Raw genomic sequence first — 15,585 nt, 5'->3', positions numbered from 1 at the left:
GCGGTGAGCCGCGGAGCGGGCCCGAGCCGTGCGCGGCTCCCGGCCCCCGGGAGCGGGGCGGCCGGAGGCTCCCGCCCGGGCGTTCGTCCCGGCCCCGAACCGCGCCGTGCCCCGGCCCCGACCGCGTCTCAGCTGCCCTGGGACGCGGTACCCGTGCGCACGTGCGCGCGCACCCCCTGCAGGTCGAACAGGATGAGGAGCTCGACCGCCCCGCCGTCGGCGCTGCCCAGCCAGTGCGGCTGAGACGTGTCGAACTCGGCCACCTCGCCGGGCGGCAGCGTCAGGTCCCGCTCGCCGAGCACGAGCCGCAGGCGCCCGTTGAGCACGTACAGCCACTCGAACCCCTCGTGGGTCTGCGGTGTCGGTTCGAGCGGGGCGGGCACGGCGGGGATGACCATCTTGAACGCCTGCGTGCCTCCCGGCCTCCTGGACAGCGGCACGAAGACCATTCCGAACCGGCGGATCGGCTTCAGGTGGATTCGGGGGTCCCCGGTGCGCGGGGCGCCGACCAGGACGTCCAGGGGGACGTCGTAGGTGCGGGCCAGCGGCAGCAGCAGTTCCAGGGTCGCCCGGCGCCGGCCGCTCTCCAGCCGGGACAGGGTGCTCTCCGAGACCCCGGTCGTCGCGGCGAGGTCGGCGAGGGTGATGCCGCGCTCGCGTCGCAGCGCGCGCAGTCGGGGTCCGACCACGTCGAGAACGTCTTCTGTTTCACGGTCCATCCCGCCATGTTGCCAGAACCGCAAGTTTTCGTGCCAGATCGTGGTGGGTGCGGTGAGACTGGGAGCATTCCGACTGAAGGAGCCCCTATGGACACCACCGATGCGGTCACGTTCTGGAACGACGTCCACTCGTCCCATCCCGCGGCCACCGACCCGCAACCCAACGCCCGCCTCACCGAGGTGGTCGCGGACCTGCCGCCCGGCCGCGTGCTGGACCTGGGGTGCGGAGGCGGCGGTGACGCACTGTGGCTCGCCCGGCGCGGGTGGCAGGTCACCGCCGTGGACATCTCGGCCGTGGCGGTCGAGCGCCTCACCGGCCTCGCCCGCTCACACGGCCTGGGCGACCTGGTCGCCGCCGAGCGGCACGACCTGGACGCGTCCTTCCCGCAGGGCCGGTTCGACCTGGTCAGCGCCCACTACCTCCAGACCTTCTTCGCCCTGGACCGGGCGGCCGTCCTGCGCTCGGCGGCGCACGCGCTGCGTCCGGGCGGGCGGCTCCTGGTCGTCGACCACGGTTCGGTCGCGCCGTGGTCGTGGAACCAGGACCCCGACGCCCGGTTCCCGTCCCCGCAGGAGGTCGCCGAGGGCATCGCCCTGGACCCGGCGTCGTGGACGGTCGAGCGGGCCGAGGCCCCCCGCCGGATCGCGACGGGTCCGGACGGGAGCACCGCCGAGGTCACCGACCACGTCCTGATCGTCCGCCGCACCGCCTGACCGGTGCAGGGAACCGCTCCACCGACGAAGGAGGCCACCGTGCCGACCCTCCACCGCCGCGACCGCCGCGGCGACACCCCTCCGCCGCGGACCGGCGGAGGCGAGGCCGAGGTCCTGCGCGGGTTCCTCGACTACCTGCGGGCCTCGATGGCCGCGAAGGTCGCCGGCGCCCCCGAACCGCAGGTCCGGTCGGCCGGGGTTCCCTCCGGCACGAACCTGCTCGGCCTGCTCGACCACCTGGCCTCCGTCGAGGGCGCGATGTTCCTCGGACAGGAGGTCACCGACTGGCAGGCGACGTTCCGGGCCGGGCCCGAGGACGGCGTGGCCGACGTCGTCGCCCGCTACGAGAGGACGGTCGAGCGCGCGAACGCCGTTCTCGACGGGTGCGCCGACCTCGGCGCCCCGCTCCCCCGGACCCGGCCGGGCCGTCCCGCCCCCAGCGTCCGGTGGGCCCTCGTCCACATGATCGAGGAGACCGGCCGCCACGCCGGCCACGCCGACATCCTCCGCGAGCAGATCGACGGCGCGACCGGGCGCTGATCCCGGTTCCCGGCGCGTGCGCCCCGGCCCGGGCGCACCGCCGCGCCGCACGGGCGGACCGGCCCGGGACACGTCCCCTGGCCGGTCCGCTGCCGCACGGCAGTCCCCTGTCAGCGCAGGTACCGGCGGCGTGTGACGAGCCAGAGGTTGGCCGCCAGCGGCAGCACGAGGGACAGGGCCGTCACCGCCCAGCCCGCGGTGAGGGCCTGCGCGGGGTCCGGGTAGGCCGCGTCGGGGACGATCATGCCCAGGCTGATCCGGTAGGCGAAGCACGTGGGGATCACGTACGAGAAGTCGGCGGCCATGAACACGAGGGTGGCCACGGTCAGGCCGATCCCGAAGACGTTCACGATGACGACGTTGCGGGTCACCAGCGTCAGCAGGGCGCACAGGAGCGCGACGGAGGCGATCGAGACGCCGACGAGGAGCCAGTAGGCGGCGCTCATCCGCAGGATCCCGGCTCCGGGGTTCTCGACCAGGAAGAACACCACCAGGCCCACGTGGTTCACCGCCGCCATCAGCACCACCAGGGAGCAGGCGACGGCCAGCTTCGCCGCCCACAGGGCGGGCCTGGAGCGGCCGCAGGTCAGCCACTCGAAGTAGGTGCCGTTCCTGAACTCGGTGTGGAAGCAGGCCGCGACGGTCGCGCACACCACCAGGGGAAGGACCATCGTGTACTGGTTGTGGAAGGTGAAGTAGAAGCGGTCCGGGGTGGGCTCCCCGCCGTTCACCGCGTGGTTGGCGACCACCAGGGCGAAGGGGACGAGGTTCAGGACCAGTACGGCCCACACGAACCTCTCCCTGCGGATCTTGCGGACCTCGTTGGCGACCAGCGTCCTCATGCGCCCTCCCCCAGGATCGCGGCGTACAGCTCCTCCAGGTCGCCCCGGACCTCGGAGGCGTCCATGCGCCGGACGATCCGGCCCTCCCGCATGAACAGCAGGTGGTCGGCGAGGGAGGCGATCTCGGTCAGGTTGTGGCTGGAGACGATCATGCTCGTCCCCCGTTCGCTCTGGACGGCCCGGATCAGCTCCCTGATGTCGCGGATGCCGAGGGGGTCCAGGCCGTTCGTCGGCTCGTCCAGCAGCACCAGGCCGGGTTCTCCCAGGAGCGCCCGGGCGATGCCGAGCCGCTGCCGCATGCCCAGGGAGGTGCGGGAGAAGCGCAGGTCCGCCCGGCCGCCCAGGCCGACCTCCTCCAGCAGGCCGGGGACCTCGCCCAGGGGGGTCCCCAGGTAGCGGGCGTGCAGTTCCAGGTTCTCCCGCAGGGAGAGGCTGCCGTAGAACGCCGGGTACTCGATCAGGCGGCCGATGCGCAGACCCCTGGCGTGCTCGACGGCTCCGGTGTGGTCGTTGGCGCCCAGGACCGACTTGAGCAGGGTGGTCTTGCCCGAGCCGTTGGGGCCGAGCAGTCCGTACACCCGGCCGGTTTCGACCCGCAGGTCGACGTCCCGGAGCACCTGGTGGCGGCCGTGGGCCATGGAGACGCCGCGGATGTCGAGCAGGGTCACGGGATCACGATCCACAGGCCGAAGAGGACGGCGTAGACGAGGAGCAGGGCGCCGGGGAGGGCGTACCCCTTCGTCCCGCCGGGAGAGAGGAAACGGGCCGCCGCGATGGTGACCGCGCCCGCGAACGCGATCATCGACGCGACCAAGAGCACCGCTGACATGCGACTCCTTGTCGTCGTGGTCGTACCCCGGACGTGTTCCGGGGCAGCACCGATCACGCTAGGGAGGCGCCGCCGCGGAGGGCAGTGTCCCGGGTGCCGGGCCCGCCGCCCCGGGTCCCGGTCGGGGCCGACCGAGGGCCCGGAGGCGTGTACCCGGGTACCGGCGGGGTGGCCGCGGGTACCGTCCGGGGAGGACCGCGGTACCCGCTTCCCCGGAGGTCCGCCGCTGCGGACAACCCCGGTGAACAGCGGCTATACGGTGTGCTCGTGAGGATTCTCGGCAGTCTCGCCCCCTGGTCGACCGTGGTGTTCGCCGCCCTCGCGGCCACCGACTCCTACCTCGGCAACATGATCACCGTTCCCTGGCCCCTCCTGGCGGCCGACGCCGCACTGGGAGCCGTGCTCATCGCGGGGAGCCGCCGGTTCGGGGACCGCCCCTGGGCCCCGTGGCTGGTCGCCGCCGCGCCGGCCGTGTCGTCGGCCTCCGCCGGACTGGCCGCGCTCGCGGTCGCCCGGGAGGCCTCGGGGAGGAGGTGGCGGACGGTCGTGCCCCTGTGCGGGGTCTTCGCCGCCGCCCTGGCCTTGTGCCTGCACAACCCCTGGTCCCCCGTGAGCCCGATCGGGCCCCTGTGGGTCGAGCTGCTGCTCGTGGCCGCCGCCGTCGCCGCCCTGGCCGCGGCCTCGGCCTACCGGGGCGCCCGCGTCGACCTGGTCCGCGTGCTGCGGGAGCGGGCACTCGACGCCGAGCGGCAGCAGCGCTTCCGCGTGGAGAACGCCAGGATGGAGGAGCGCAACCGCATCGCCCGGGAGATGCACGACGTACTGGCCCACCGGCTCACGCTCATCTCGCTGAACGCCTCCGCGCTCACCCACCGCCCGGACCTCCCTCCCGCCGACCGGGACGCCCTGGCCCGGGAGATCCTCACCAACACCCGCCAGTCGCTCGCGGAGGTCCGCGGCGTCCTCTCCGACCTGCGCTCGGCGGAGGACGGGCACGGGGACCGGCCGCAGCCGACCTTCGACGAGCTCGGACGCCTGTGGGAGGAGAACCGCAGGGCGGGTGTGCGGCTGCGGGTGCACGACGAGGTGAGCGGCCGCCTCCCGGCGCCCGCGAACGTGGGCCGCCACGCCTACCGCATCCTCCAGGAGGCCCTCACCAACGCCCGCAAGCACGGCGCGCCCGGACCGGTGGACGTGCGCGTCGTGCCCGAGGCCGGCGGGACCGTCCTCATCGAGGTCGCCAACCCCCTCCCCCACTCCCCCGCCGAGGGCGCGCCGGACCCGGGGGTGGGGCTCGTGGGGCTGGCCGAGCGCGCCGCCATCTGCGGGGGCTCCCTGGACTGGGGCGAGACGGAGGACCGCTTCGAGCTGAGGGTGCGCCTACCATGGTCGCCGTGAGCGAACCCGTACGCGTGGTGGTCGTCGACGACGACCCGATGGTCAGGCGCGGCCTGCGCCTGCTCCTCGGCGGCGGGCCGGTCGAGGTCGTCGCGGAGGCCGGCGACGGCGAGGAGGCGGTGCGGGTCGTCGCCGAGCACGCCCCCGACGTGGTCCTCATGGACCTGCGCATGCCCGGCACCGACGGGGTGGCCGCGACCGAGCGCATCCGCGGCGCCCCCGGCGCGCCGCCCGTGCTCGTCCTCACCACCCTGGACTCGGACCGCGCCCTGGTCCGCGCCCTGCGCGCGGGCGCGAGCGGCTTTCTGCTCAAGGACGCGCCCCCGGACGAACTCGTCGAGGGCGTCCTCGCGGTCCACCGGCGGCGCCCGCACCTGGCCGACGCGGCCACCCGGAGGCTCATCGACCTCGCCGTCGGGAGCACCGAGGACGAGGCGCTGGGCGGCGCGCGGGAGCGCGTGGCCGTGCTCTCGGACCGCGAACGCGAGGTGGCGCTCGCCGTGAGCCGGGGCCTGTCCAACACCGAGATCGCCGAGGCCCTCTTCATGAGCGTCAGCAACGTCAAGGCGGTCGTGGGCCGGGTGATGGCCAAGCTGGACGCCCCGAACCGGGTCCTCGTCGCCAACGCCGTGCGCGACGCGCGGCTGGGCGACGGGGGCCGGGGGTAGGTCCGCCCCGGGGACACCTGGGGAGCGTGCGGCCGGTCCGCGGGGCCGTCCTGTAGGGTCCCGGCCATGGGAAGCCGAATCGCAGTGGTCGCCATCGACGCGATCGACGTCAGGACCGTGGCCGGGTTCTGGAGCCGTGTCCTGGACTGGCCGATCGTGGAAGAGGAGGAGGACGGGATCGTCCTCGCCCCGTCCGGGGACGCCGGGATCGGGATCGACGTGTTTCCCGTGCCCGAGCGCAAGACCGTCAAGAACCGCCTGCACCTGGACCTGAGGGTCACGGGCGGACTGACGGTGGCCCAGGAGCTGGAGAGGCTGAGGGGGCTGGGTGCGGTGACGGTGGACGTGGGACAGCCCGAGGACGCCCGGTGGACGGTGCTGGCCGACCCGGAGGGCAACGAGTTCTGCCTGCTGCACGGGCGCGACGGGTCCCCCTGAAGCGGGGCCGCGCCCCCGGCGCCCCGGGCGGGGCCCTGACGCCGATCCGCGATCGGCAGCGCGTCCCCCGTCTCGAAGGGCGGCGTCGCCGGCCCAGGACCTCCGCGGTCCAGGACCTCCGCGGTCCGGGGACCGCGGGTCCTCCGCCGGTGCGCCCGGAACGTCGCGTGGTTCCCGGGGTGTCCGGCCGACCGGGAGTGTGCGGTCAGGGTGCCGGCGGGACGGGGTCCTCCGCCCATGCCGCCAGCGCCCCGAAGTCCGCCGCACTCAGACCGGCCGCCGGGTCTACCCGGTGCAGCAGCGCCGGTCCGCCGTGCCGTTCCGCCACCCACGCGCGGTCGGCTCCGGTGACCTCGTCGTCGATCCACGCGAAGGCGCGTCCCGCCGCGTACCCCACGATGCCCGGGGTCTTGAAGTGGACCGGCTCCGGCGCCCCCTCGTCGCCGGAAGGGAACTCGCACACCGGTAGCCGGGGCAGGCCGATGCGGGGGCCGATCAGGGTGTTGGCGTCGTCCCTCCAGGTGGTCGCCCAGACCAGCTCGAACGGCAGGGCGAGGAGTGCGGCGCCGTGGGCCCGCTTGAGCTTGACCGTGAACCCCTCGATGCTGTGGCGGACGTACCCGGCGCGTCGGGCACTGCGGTTGCCGCGGTCGTAGGGGTTGAGCGGGCCGTCGACGTCGACGAACAGCAAGGGGCGCCGTTGCACGGTGTTCCTCCCTCATCAATGGGACGGTCCGGTGGTTGCCCGAACGACCGCTCCTCAGCCCGGGGTCCCGGCCTTGACGAGCGGCGCGTCCCGTGTGAACTCCCGGAACCCGACGCTGTAGTACAGTCCGCGCGCCCCGGGATGACCCGGCGCGCCCAGGCAGGCGACCGTCGCCTGAACGGCCCCGGCCGCCCGCGCCAGAAGCATCCCGTGCAGAAGCATCGCCCTTCCCAGCCCCAGGCGCCGGTGGTCCGGGTGCGTCCCGACGGGCTCGAACTCGACGGTCCTGTTCGCCTCGTCGAGCCACATGATCGCCGAGGCCGCCATGGTCCCGTTCGGCGCCTCCACCAGCAGGTGCAGGTCGCCGCGGTACCCGTCCGTCTGCCGGACGCCCCGGTACCCCTCGGCCGTGTACGCCGAGGGGGCCCAGGCGTCCAGGTGGGCCCGGACCGCGGCCTCCGGACCGGCCTCGTCGGCGGTGCGGAACCGGTGTCCGGCCGGCAGCACCGGCTGTTCCACGACGGCGAGGTCCCGCACGTTGAGCTGGGTCCAGTCCCCCGTGTCGCCGAGGGAGGCCGGATCGGTCGTGTACCCGTGCTCCGTCCACCGCCGCAGGGCGAACCCGTCGGCGGCACCCGGCAGCACGGAGCGCTCGAGACCGGCCGCCGTGGTGTCGTACCAGTCGATCACCTCGTCGACCAGCCCGGCATGGTCGGGATGCACCTGGTACGCCAGATAGGTGCTGGTGACGTCCTTCACCGACCCGTCGCTCAGCTCCACACGGCGCGGCAGGTGGGCCCAGCCCCACGCCACCAGCTCCCCGCCGGAGAACCACAGCCGGCGCCGCCAGCTCGCACCGACGGCGGCGTGCCCCCTGCCCCAGTTCCACGCCAGCTCGCCGAACGACGCGTCGCTGTTCACCAGGTCCGGGCGGACGGCGGTGACACGCTGCGCCAGACCCTGCATGAGCCGCACGTCCGCGGCGGTCAGAAGTTCCGGGTTCGTCATACCGCGTCACTGTGGCAGGGCTCCGCGCCGCCGTCGAGCCATTTTCCGGGGCCCGCCCCGCGGCGGTCGACAGCACGGCGGGCCTCTCCGCGCCGGAGCCCGCCGGGGCGGCCGGGAGCCGACGGGGGCGCTCCAGGTCCCGCGACCCGGACGCGGCATCGCTGAAGCACATCGTCGGGCGGCGAATCCCCGTCATGCTTCGTGTGGGAGGGGTTCACCCGCCACAATGGGAGGGCCGCCGTGCGGATCCCCGCGGATCGACAGTCCGCACACGGCCCGACCGGAGGCGGACAGGAGCTCCGGGCGCCACGAGGAGGACGTGTGAGGGAAGTTCCCGCCGAGGCCGCGCGGCCGTGTCTCCGCCGCTCGCCATGACCCTGCTCGTCATCGGCGGCAGCGGCTTCCTCGGCGGTGAACTGGTCCGCCGGGCGTCAGCCGCCGGCCACGCCGTCGCGGCGACCTTCGCGACCCGGCCCGGTGACCGGACCGGGGCCGTGTGGCTCCCCGTCGACCTCCGGGAGCCCGGAGGGATCGAGGCGGTGATCGCCAGGACGGAGCCCGACGCCGTGATCAACGCCGCCCACCGGAAATCCGACTGGGCGACGACCGCCGAGGGAGCCGTCCGGGCAGCGGTGGCCGCGACCGGGTACGGCGCGCGCCTGGTCCACGTGTCCAGCGACGCGGTCTTCTCCGGGGCCCGGGTCCGCTACGACGAGTCCGCCGCCCCGGATCCGACCACTCCGTACGGCGCCGCGAAGGCCGCCGCCGAGACCGCGATCCGGCTGCTCGCCCCCGCGGCCGTCATCGCCCGGACCTCACTGATCATCGGTGACGGCGACTCCGTCCACGAGTCGATGGTGCACGAGCTGTGCGCGGGGCGCCGCGAGGGGGTCCTGTTCACGGACGTGGTCCGCTGTCCCGTCCACGTCTCGGACCTGGCGGACGCGCTCCTGGAACTGGCGTGGTCGGACCAGGCCGGGGTCCGCCACGTCACGGGACCCGACGCCGTCAGCCGCCACGAGCTGGGCGTCCTGATCGCACGCCGCGACGGCCTCGATCCCTCGTCCCTGCCCTCGGGGCGGCGCGCGGGCTCGGGCGTCCCCGGGCCGCTGGACGTACGCCTGGACGGCAGAGCGACCAGACGCGGGTTGCGCACCGCGTTGCGCGGGGCCCGCGAATTCCTCGCGGCAGGGGGTCGGCGCCCGGCCGCAGGCTCGCAGGCCCGGGACCGGCAGCGGACCGGCAGGTCGGACGAACGCGCCTGACACGGGGGAACCGGCGCACTATGCTCGCCCGCGAACCCGGCACAGCGCCGAACCCCGCGCCCCTCCGACGGGGCCCCGCGCGCCGGACCGCGCGGGCCGAGACGCCCAGGAGCGACTCCCTTGACACCCCACCCCGACATCGACGTGGTCGTCTTCGACATCCTCGGGACCATGGTCGACGAACCCGCCGGTCTCAGGCGCGGCCTGCGCGCACGGCTCCCGGACACCGACGAGGCCGGGGTGGGCGAGCTCGCCGCCCTGTGGCACGGACACGTCGACGAGCAGCAGCGGGAGATCCTCGCGGGCCGCCGCGCCTACGCCGACAGCACGGTGCTCGACCTGGAGGCGGCGACGCGCGTCGCGGCCCGGGCCGGTGTCGGCGACGCCGAAGCGATCCGCGCGCTGGCGGCCTCCGGGCAGCGGCTGGACCCCTGGCCGGACTCCGTCCGGGCACTGGACAGGATCGCCTCCCGCTTCCCGGTGGTGGGTCTGTCGAACGCGAGCCGCGCGGCGCTCACCCGCATCGGCGCCCACGCCGGTCTGCGCTGGCACCAGGTGCTCTCGGCCGAGGAGGCGCGCAGCTACAAGCCCCGTCCCGACGTCTACCGGCTCGCGATCGCCAACGCGGGCTGCGCGCCGGAACGCCTGCTCATGGTCGCCGCCCACGCCTGGGACCTCCGGGGCGCCCAGGCGGTGGGCATGAGGACCGCCTACGTCGAACGCCCCGTCGGGGACCCGCCCGGGGCGGCGGACGCGTTCGACCTGGAGGCGAAGAGCCTCGACAACCTGGCCACCGCCCTCGGGGCGGCCTGAGGCCGCGGCACCGGGGCCCGCGCGTGGCGCTCCCCCGCAGCACGGGGGCCCGCACCCGGTGGCCGTGGAACGCAGCGGCCCCGGACGCACAGGCCCCCGTCATCCCCTCCCGGGGAGCCCGGGCGGCTTCAGGCCTCTGCCGCCGCCGGCTCGCGCCCGGTTCCCGCCGCGACGATCCCCCGCACGATCTCCTCCGGGACCTCGGCCGTGTCCAGGTCCCGGACCAGGCGGGTCCGACCGCCGCCGCCGGGCCTGAAGACGCTCGCCCCGGCGTCCTCCCCCTCCGTCTCGATCAGGACCGTGCCCGGCTCGGACAGTGTGAACAGCTCCGGTCTGACCATGCTCAGGACCGCCACCGGGTCGTGGGGCACGTTCCACTGCTCGTCCCAGAACTTCCACCACTGGTCGATGTCGGCGGCCAGCGCGCCGCCGAGCGCGCCCGCGGCCCCGAGACGGCGCAGGTGCGGCTCCAGCACCTTCACCCTGCGTGTGACCTCCAGGCCGGTGACCACGGCGCGGATGCCCGAGGAGAAGACCCGGTGCGCGGCCAGGGCGTCGCTCCGGAAGTTGTGCTCGGTCCTCTCGACGTCGTCGAACGCGCCGCCCATCACCCACAGGGTGCGCACGTTCTCCGCGAAGCCGGGATCGGCCTCCAGCGCCAGGGCGATGTTGGTCAGCGGACCGATGGCGAGGACGTCGACCTCCCCGGGCCGCTCGGCCACCGTGCGGACCAGCCACTCGACGGCGGACCCGTCCTCGTAGGCCTCCCCGTCCAGGCCCGTGTGCAGCGACCCCTCGTGCCCCGCCCACCACACCTCGCGGCCGGAGAGCGGCTTCCCCTCCCCGGCGCGTACCGACAGGGCGAGCCCGGCCAGGGCACCGTAGCGCCGGGCCAGCCGCGCGCGCAGCGCGGTGTCCCCGTACACCGTCGCGACCCCGAGCAGGTCCACCCCCGGCAGTCCGAGGAGCAGGGCGAGCGCCATGGCGTCGTCCACGTCCGTTCCGATGTCGGTGTCCAGGACGACGGAGCGGGCGGTAGGGGCGGCGGGCATGGAGGAGCCTTTCGTGTGGTTCGACGGGCTCACTTGAGCCCCGAGGTCGAGACGGACTGGATGAAGTACTTCTGGAGGGAGAGGATCACGACCAGCGGCACCAGGATCAGCACCACGGACCCGGCGAACATCAGGCCGTAGTCCACGCTGAACTGGCCCTGCATGTTGGCCAGGGCGACGGGGCCGACGACGTGCTCGGCGTCCGTCCCCATGAGCAGCGGCCACACGTAGGCCTGCCACTGGAACAGGAACAGCATCAGGCCCGCCCCCATGAGCGCGGGCCTGGACAGGGGCAGGTAGATCCGCCAGAACACGCCCCACCAGCTGAGGCCGTCCAGGCGGCCGGCCTCCACCAGTTCCTCCGGGATGGCGAGGAAGAAGTTGCGCAGCATGAAGATCGCCATGCCGTTGCCGAGGCCGGGCAGGATCAGCCCCGTGAAGGTGTTCTGGAGGTTCCAGTCGCGGAACAGGTCCGCGAGCGGGATGGCGATCGCGTCGAACGGGATCAGGAAGCTGACCACGATCACCGCGAACACCGCGCCCTGGCCGCGGAACCGCAGCGCGGAGAGCCCGAACGCGGCCGTGGCGCACAGCACCAGCCCCACCACGACCGTGACCGCGCTGATGAGCAGCGAGTTGAGGATGCCCCGGCCCAGGCCCGTCCCCACCAGGGCCGTGTAGTTGTCGAGGGCCGGTGTCAGGGTCAGGAAGGTCTCCCAGCCGACCGGCGACAGGAAGCGGAACGTGTCGGCGCTCGGCCTGAGGGAGTTGGTGAGCACCCAGAGCAGAGGGACCACGAAGACGAGTCCCACCACGGCGCCCGTGGCGGTGATCAGGGCCCTCCGTGTGCGGGGGCGCCGCCGTGTCCGCCCTGCGGGGCGGTCCGCCCGGGCGGCCGGCGCCCCGGGGCCGGAGGAGGTGTTCGTCGGCATCGCTCAGTCCTCACTTCGCAGCATGCGGAACTGGACGGCGACGATCACGAGGGTGATCACCACCAGCACGACCACCTCCGCCTGGGCGCGCCCCATGTCGCCGAGCGAGTAGGCGCGGGAGTAGATGTCGTACATGAGGAGGTTCGTGGACCCCTCCGGCCCGCCCCCGGTGAGGATCTGCACGGGCGCGAAGACCAGCAGGTTGGAGACGGTGGCCGCGACCAGGACGAACGAGAGCGGCCTGCGCAGCATCGGCAGGGTGACGTTGAGGAACGCGCGCACCGGCGACGCCCCGTCCAGCTCCGCCGCCTCGTAGAGTTCGGCCGGGATGTCGTTGATCCCCGCGATGAGGAACAGCATCCAGTAGCCGACCCCGATCCACGACAGCAGGACGATGATCGAGGCCAGCGCCTGGTCGGGCGAGGTCAGGAACCCCTGAGGGGGCAGTCCGACCACCGCCAGCAGGGCGTTGGCGAGCCCGCCCTCGGGACGGAAGATCACGCTCCAGACCACGGCGGAGACCGCGGGCGGGGTGGCGATCGGCAGGATCACCAGCGCACGCCACACCTTGGAGCCGGCCATGCGGCGGCGCGTGTACAGCACCGCCAGCGCGACGGAGACCGCCACCTGCAGCGGGTTCACCACCAGGGTGAAGAGCAGGGTCACCGCCACCGCTCCGCGGAAGTCGGCGTTGGCGAACAGGTCGAGGTAGTTGCCGAGTCCGACGAAGCTCCTGCCGGACAGCAGGGAGGTGTGGTGCAGGCTCTCCCAGAGGGCCGTCGCGCCGGGCAGCAGCCGCAGGAGGGTGAGCGCCACCAGCGAGGGCAGCAGGAACGCGAGCGCGACCGCCGCGGTCCCGCGCCACCACGGGCGCCGGTAGTGGCCGGGCCGGGGGCGGGCGCTCACGGCCCGCCCGCCGTCCCCGGCCCGTGTGGAGGGACCGCTCATCGCAGCGGGGCCCAGGCGTCTTCGAGCTGCTCCCCGGCCTGTTCCAGCCGGGACGCGGCGTCGGAGCCGTTGCGGATGTCCGCGAAGGCCGTGTTCATGACCTCCTCGAACTGGGCGTAGCCGACCGTGACGGGCCGCACCACCCCGGTGTTGGCCACCTCGTGGGAGATGAGGTCGGCGGCTCCGGCGCTCCGGTCGCCCGCCAGGGCGTCCATGCGCGGCAGGTACTCCTCGGCGGCCTCGGTGTTGGCCGGGATGATCGTCTGGCGCTCGGTGCTGGCGAGGTTGCCGGCGGGGTCCAGCGCCGCGTACTCCAGGAACAGGCGTGCGGCGTCCTTGGCCTGCGAGGCGGGGTTGACGCCCCAGGACCACGACCCGGAGGGGGTGACCTCCTCGCCGCCCTCGAAGTAGGGCATCGGCGCGACCGTCCAGTCCACGTCGGAGTCGGCGAACTCCCCCAGGTCCCAGGGGCCGCCGACGAAGAAGGCGACGTCCCCGCCGGAGAAGAGGGGGCTGGTCTCGAAGGTGCCGACGCCCCGCGGGGAGAGCCCGTCCTCGAAGGTCGCGCCGAACCACTCCATGGCCTCGACCCACTCGGCGTTGGCGACGTCCTGGTCGAGCATGTCCTCGCCGACGACCCCGCTCCCGCCGCCCTTGGACTCCATGAGCGGCTGGAGCTGGTAGTAGAAGTCGGTCTGCTCCAGGAGCAGGCCCCACTCGGTGCCGGCCTCCTGGGCCGCCTCGGCCGCCTCCGCGGTCTGCTCCCACGTCCAGCGCTCGGAGGGGTCGGTGCCCGGTCCCTCGATGTCGGCGGCGGCGAGGGCGTCCTGGTTGACGAACATCAGCTGCGTGGAGTTCCACACGGGCAGGGCCCAGAGCTTGTCCTGGTGGATCCCGGTGGAGTACTGGCCCTCCGTGGTGGCCTCGCGGGCGCGGTCCTCCAGGTCGGAGAGGTCCTCCAGGAGCCCCTGGGCGGCCATCCACGGCACGCGGGGCTGGTCGACCGCGTAGACGTCGATGGACTCGTCGCCCGCGGAGAGCCGCTGCTGGACCGTGCTGTTGTACTGGTCGAAGGGCACCTGGGTGTACTCGACGGTGTAGCCCTCGTGGGAGGCCTCGAAGGCCTCGATGAGGGGCTCGAAGAAGGCCGGGTCCTCCGGGCCGAGGAACTGGATCGTCCCGTCCCCGCCCCCGTCACCGGAGCCCGGGGAGCAGGCCGCGATCAGTGCCAGGGATGCCGCTCCGGCGACGGACGCCAGGACTCTCTGTCGTTTTCTCATGGACGGTGACCTTTCGAGGCGGGTTCCGGCTCGCACGGCACTGCTGGGTCGCGGAGGCCTTCACCGGGAAGTCAGCGATCTATGCGCTTAGATATAAGCTAGCAAACCTCATGTGAACGGTAAATGACAAGGTCGGGGGCCTGATTCGTGACCCGGCGCCCTCCGGGCGGCCCCGCACCCGGGCCGCCCGCGGGGACGGCTACCCTCACGCTAGGGAGAACGGAAGGGACTGGTGCCGCATGGCGACAGCACGGGACGTCGCGCGACGGGCGGGTACCTCCACCGCCGTGGTCTCCTACGTGTTCAACGACGGACCGCGCGGGGTGGCCCCGGCGACCCGGCAGAAGGTCCTCGACGCGGCGGCCGAGCTCGGCTACCGGCCGAACGCGCTGGCGCGCTCCCTCTCCAGCGGCCGGACGCACTCGATCGGGCTGATCGTGCCCGACATCTGCAACCCCTACTTCGCGGAACTGGCCCGCGCCATCGAGGACGCCGCGGGGGTCCGGGGCAACCTGCTGCTCATCGCCGACTCCGCGCTCTCGGCGGAGCAGGAGCGCCGCCACACCCGCTCGCTCGTCGAGCGCCAGGTCGACTCGGTCGTGCTGGTCTCGGTGTGCGACGAACCCGACCTCGGCGAGTTCTTCGAGGCCGGCATCCCCGTCGTCGCGCTGCACCCGATCTCGGACCGCGAGCGCGCCTCGTCGATCACCATCGACTACGAGGCCGCCGCCCAGCGGGCCACCGAGCACCTCCTGGCGCACGGCTACGGGAGCATCGTGCTGCTCAACGGCCCGGTCGAGTCCACCGGGGCGCGGCAGCACCGGGCGGGCTTCGACAGGGCGGTCGCGGGCGCGGAGGGCGTGCGTGCGTGGACGATCCGCTCGGAGATCTCACGGCACGACGCCGCGGAGTCCGCCTACGCGCTGCTGAGCGGGGCGGACCGGCCGCGTGCCGTCTACTGCACCACCGACGAGCAGGCGTTCGGCGTCCTGTACGCGGCCCACCGGGCGGGACTGACGGTCCCCGACGACCTGGCCGTCGTGGGGTTCGACGGCACCCGCAACTGCCTGGTGTCGATCCCCGCCCTGACCACGGTGCAGCAGCCCACGGAGGCCATGGCGCGGCGCGTGGTGGAGATCCTCGCGGGCCGCACCGTGAACGACGACCCCGTGCACGAGGTCCTGGGCTTCGAGTTCGTCGCACGCGCCTCCAGCGGCGGGCCGGCCCCCGGATCAGCGTGAGCCGCGCCCCGGGCGCCGCCCGGGGCTCCCGTGGCGGACGCCCGCCCGCTCGGTGAGCGGACGGGCGTCCTGTTCGGTTGTCCTCCTCGGCACCTCGGAGGGGCGGGGAGGCGTCAGTTCAGCGGCGGGTAGGCGTTGTCCAGCAGCTCCTGGAACTGGGCCGAGAACCAGTGGCCCGAGATCGGGGCGTCG

General features: G+C 73.8%; 18 protein-coding genes. 8 read left to right on the top strand and 10 right to left on the bottom strand.

Annotation, left to right across the window (positions count from 1 at the left end):
• Window positions 1-128 precede the first annotated feature (128 nt).
• Window positions 129-719 (bottom strand): XRE family transcriptional regulator, encoded by a 591-nt coding sequence (locus tag ABZ234_RS11560; protein WP_267945272.1) that lies wholly within the window; start codon window positions 717-719, stop codon window positions 129-131.
• 87 nt (window positions 720-806) lie between these two features.
• On the opposite strand from ABZ234_RS11560, the gene ABZ234_RS11555 reads away from it, so the two are divergent.
• Window positions 807-1,433: a class I SAM-dependent methyltransferase gene (locus ABZ234_RS11555; RefSeq protein ID WP_344181927.1), complete on the top strand. Its 627-nt coding sequence runs from the start codon at window positions 807-809 to the stop codon at window positions 1,431-1,433.
• Between the two features lie 39 nt (window positions 1,434-1,472).
• Window positions 1,473-1,973 (top strand): DinB family protein, encoded by a 501-nt coding sequence (locus tag ABZ234_RS11550; protein WP_355011934.1) that lies wholly within the window; start codon window positions 1,473-1,475, stop codon window positions 1,971-1,973.
• Between the two features lie 110 nt (window positions 1,974-2,083).
• Here the strand turns inward: ABZ234_RS11550 and ABZ234_RS11545 are convergent, their stop codons facing one another.
• The 3 genes from ABZ234_RS11545 to ABZ234_RS11535 are packed head-to-tail and all read right to left on the bottom strand — an operon-like array spanning window position 2,084 to window position 3,644.
• The gene (locus ABZ234_RS11545; protein ID WP_355011933.1) at window positions 2,084-2,815 is read right to left on the bottom strand and encodes an ABC transporter permease; all 732 of its coding nucleotides are present in this window, start codon (window positions 2,813-2,815) and stop codon (window positions 2,084-2,086) included.
• Window positions 2,812-3,483 carry an ATP-binding cassette domain-containing protein gene (locus ABZ234_RS11540; protein WP_267945276.1) on the bottom strand — a complete coding sequence of 224 codons (672 nt, stop codon included), beginning with the start codon at window positions 3,481-3,483 and terminating at the stop codon, window positions 2,812-2,814. Before ABZ234_RS11540 ends, ABZ234_RS11545 begins: the two co-directional genes overlap by 4 nt.
• The gene (locus tag ABZ234_RS11535) at window positions 3,480-3,644 is read right to left on the bottom strand and encodes a histidine kinase (protein WP_267945277.1); all 165 of its coding nucleotides are present in this window, start codon (window positions 3,642-3,644) and stop codon (window positions 3,480-3,482) included. The genes ABZ234_RS11540 and ABZ234_RS11535 overlap by 4 nt, the downstream gene beginning before the upstream one ends.
• 267 nt (window positions 3,645-3,911) lie before the next feature.
• Between ABZ234_RS11535 and ABZ234_RS11530 the strand changes: the two genes are divergently transcribed.
• The 3 genes from ABZ234_RS11530 (at window position 3,912) to ABZ234_RS11520 (ending at window position 6,148) form a co-directional block, all read left to right on the top strand.
• Window positions 3,912-5,042, top strand: a complete 1,131-nt coding sequence (locus ABZ234_RS11530) for a histidine kinase (protein ID WP_355011932.1) — start codon at window positions 3,912-3,914, stop codon at window positions 5,040-5,042.
• The gene (locus tag ABZ234_RS11525; protein ID WP_355011931.1) at window positions 5,030-5,710 is read left to right on the top strand and encodes a response regulator transcription factor; all 681 of its coding nucleotides are present in this window, start codon (window positions 5,030-5,032) and stop codon (window positions 5,708-5,710) included. The genes ABZ234_RS11530 and ABZ234_RS11525 overlap by 13 nt, the downstream gene beginning before the upstream one ends.
• Window positions 5,711-5,776: 66 nt before the next feature.
• Window positions 5,777-6,148: a VOC family protein gene (locus ABZ234_RS11520; RefSeq protein ID WP_355011930.1), complete on the top strand. Its 372-nt coding sequence runs from the start codon at window positions 5,777-5,779 to the stop codon at window positions 6,146-6,148.
• Between the two features lie 205 nt (window positions 6,149-6,353).
• Here ABZ234_RS11520 and ABZ234_RS11515 read toward each other — a convergent pair whose 3' ends face one another.
• Both ABZ234_RS11515 and ABZ234_RS11510 read right to left on the bottom strand, forming a co-directional pair.
• On the bottom strand, window positions 6,354-6,854 hold the full coding sequence (locus tag ABZ234_RS11515; protein WP_355011929.1) for a hypothetical protein: 501 nt from the start codon (window positions 6,852-6,854) through the stop codon (window positions 6,354-6,356).
• A gap of 54 nt (window positions 6,855-6,908) precedes the next feature.
• Window positions 6,909-7,862: a GNAT family N-acetyltransferase gene (locus ABZ234_RS11510; RefSeq protein ID WP_355011928.1), complete on the bottom strand. Its 954-nt coding sequence runs from the start codon at window positions 7,860-7,862 to the stop codon at window positions 6,909-6,911.
• A gap of 353 nt (window positions 7,863-8,215) precedes the next feature.
• Here ABZ234_RS11510 and ABZ234_RS11505 point away from each other — a divergent pair, with 353 nt between their 5' ends.
• Both ABZ234_RS11505 and ABZ234_RS11500 read left to right on the top strand, forming a co-directional pair.
• Window positions 8,216-9,127 (top strand): sugar nucleotide-binding protein, encoded by a 912-nt coding sequence (locus ABZ234_RS11505; protein WP_355011927.1) that lies wholly within the window; start codon window positions 8,216-8,218, stop codon window positions 9,125-9,127.
• Window positions 9,128-9,247: 120 nt separating this feature from the next.
• A complete protein-coding gene (locus ABZ234_RS11500; protein WP_355011926.1) occupies window positions 9,248-9,940 on the top strand; it encodes a haloacid dehalogenase type II in 693 nt (230 codons plus the stop codon).
• A 128-nt stretch (window positions 9,941-10,068) separates the two neighbouring features.
• On the opposite strand, the gene ABZ234_RS11495 is transcribed toward ABZ234_RS11500, so the two are convergent.
• The 4 genes from ABZ234_RS11495 to ABZ234_RS11480 are packed head-to-tail and all read right to left on the bottom strand — an operon-like array spanning window position 10,069 to window position 14,152.
• Window positions 10,069-10,992 carry a nucleoside hydrolase gene (locus ABZ234_RS11495; protein WP_355011925.1) on the bottom strand — a complete coding sequence of 308 codons (924 nt, stop codon included), beginning with the start codon at window positions 10,990-10,992 and terminating at the stop codon, window positions 10,069-10,071.
• Window positions 10,993-11,021: 29 nt separating this feature from the next.
• The gene (locus tag ABZ234_RS11490) at window positions 11,022-11,924 is read right to left on the bottom strand and encodes a carbohydrate ABC transporter permease (protein ID WP_355011924.1); all 903 of its coding nucleotides are present in this window, start codon (window positions 11,922-11,924) and stop codon (window positions 11,022-11,024) included.
• Between the two features lie 3 nt (window positions 11,925-11,927).
• A complete protein-coding gene (locus tag ABZ234_RS11485) occupies window positions 11,928-12,830 on the bottom strand; it encodes a sugar ABC transporter permease (protein WP_267945285.1) in 903 nt (300 codons plus the stop codon).
• A gap of 38 nt (window positions 12,831-12,868) precedes the next feature.
• Window positions 12,869-14,152: an extracellular solute-binding protein gene (locus ABZ234_RS11480; protein ID WP_267945286.1), complete on the bottom strand. Its 1,284-nt coding sequence runs from the start codon at window positions 14,150-14,152 to the stop codon at window positions 12,869-12,871.
• A gap of 239 nt (window positions 14,153-14,391) precedes the next feature.
• Between ABZ234_RS11480 and ABZ234_RS11475 the strand changes: the two genes are divergently transcribed.
• Window positions 14,392-15,393 carry a LacI family DNA-binding transcriptional regulator gene (locus tag ABZ234_RS11475; protein WP_355011923.1) on the top strand — a complete coding sequence of 334 codons (1,002 nt, stop codon included), beginning with the start codon at window positions 14,392-14,394 and terminating at the stop codon, window positions 15,391-15,393.
• The last annotated feature ends 192 nt before the right edge of the window (window positions 15,394-15,585 follow it).

It is taken from the genome of Nocardiopsis sp. NPDC006198 (assembly GCF_040613895.1).
GTDB classification, from domain to species: domain Bacteria; phylum Actinomycetota; class Actinomycetes; order Streptosporangiales; family Streptosporangiaceae; genus Nocardiopsis; species Nocardiopsis tropica.
This window is presented reverse-complemented; position numbering and strand designations above follow the sequence as displayed.

Bases quoted from the DNA above. Each gene is read 5' to 3' on its own strand.
- ABZ234_RS11525 (WP_355011931.1), top strand. From the start codon at position 5,030: ATGGTCGCCGTGAGCGAACCCGTACGCGTGGTGGTCGTCGACGACGAC.
- ABZ234_RS11490 (WP_355011924.1), bottom strand. From the start codon at position 11,924: ATGCCGACGAACACCTCCTCCGGCCCCGGGGCGCCGGCCGCCCGGGCG.
- ABZ234_RS11545 (WP_355011933.1), bottom strand. From the start codon at position 2,815: ATGAGGACGCTGGTCGCCAACGAGGTCCGCAAGATCCGCAGGGAGAGG.
- ABZ234_RS11535 (WP_267945277.1), bottom strand. From the start codon at position 3,644: ATGTCAGCGGTGCTCTTGGTCGCGTCGATGATCGCGTTCGCGGGCGCG.
- ABZ234_RS11510 (WP_355011928.1), bottom strand. From the start codon at position 7,862: ATGACGAACCCGGAACTTCTGACCGCCGCGGACGTGCGGCTCATGCAG.
- ABZ234_RS11520 (WP_355011930.1), top strand. From the start codon at position 5,777: ATGGGAAGCCGAATCGCAGTGGTCGCCATCGACGCGATCGACGTCAGG.
- ABZ234_RS11555 (WP_344181927.1), top strand. From the start codon at position 807: ATGGACACCACCGATGCGGTCACGTTCTGGAACGACGTCCACTCGTCC.
- ABZ234_RS11480 (WP_267945286.1), bottom strand. From the start codon at position 14,152: ATGAGAAAACGACAGAGAGTCCTGGCGTCCGTCGCCGGAGCGGCATCC.
- ABZ234_RS11475 (WP_355011923.1), top strand. From the start codon at position 14,392: ATGGCGACAGCACGGGACGTCGCGCGACGGGCGGGTACCTCCACCGCC.
- ABZ234_RS11495 (WP_355011925.1), bottom strand. From the start codon at position 10,992: ATGCCCGCCGCCCCTACCGCCCGCTCCGTCGTCCTGGACACCGACATC.
- ABZ234_RS11560 (WP_267945272.1), bottom strand. From the start codon at position 719: ATGGACCGTGAAACAGAAGACGTTCTCGACGTGGTCGGACCCCGACTG.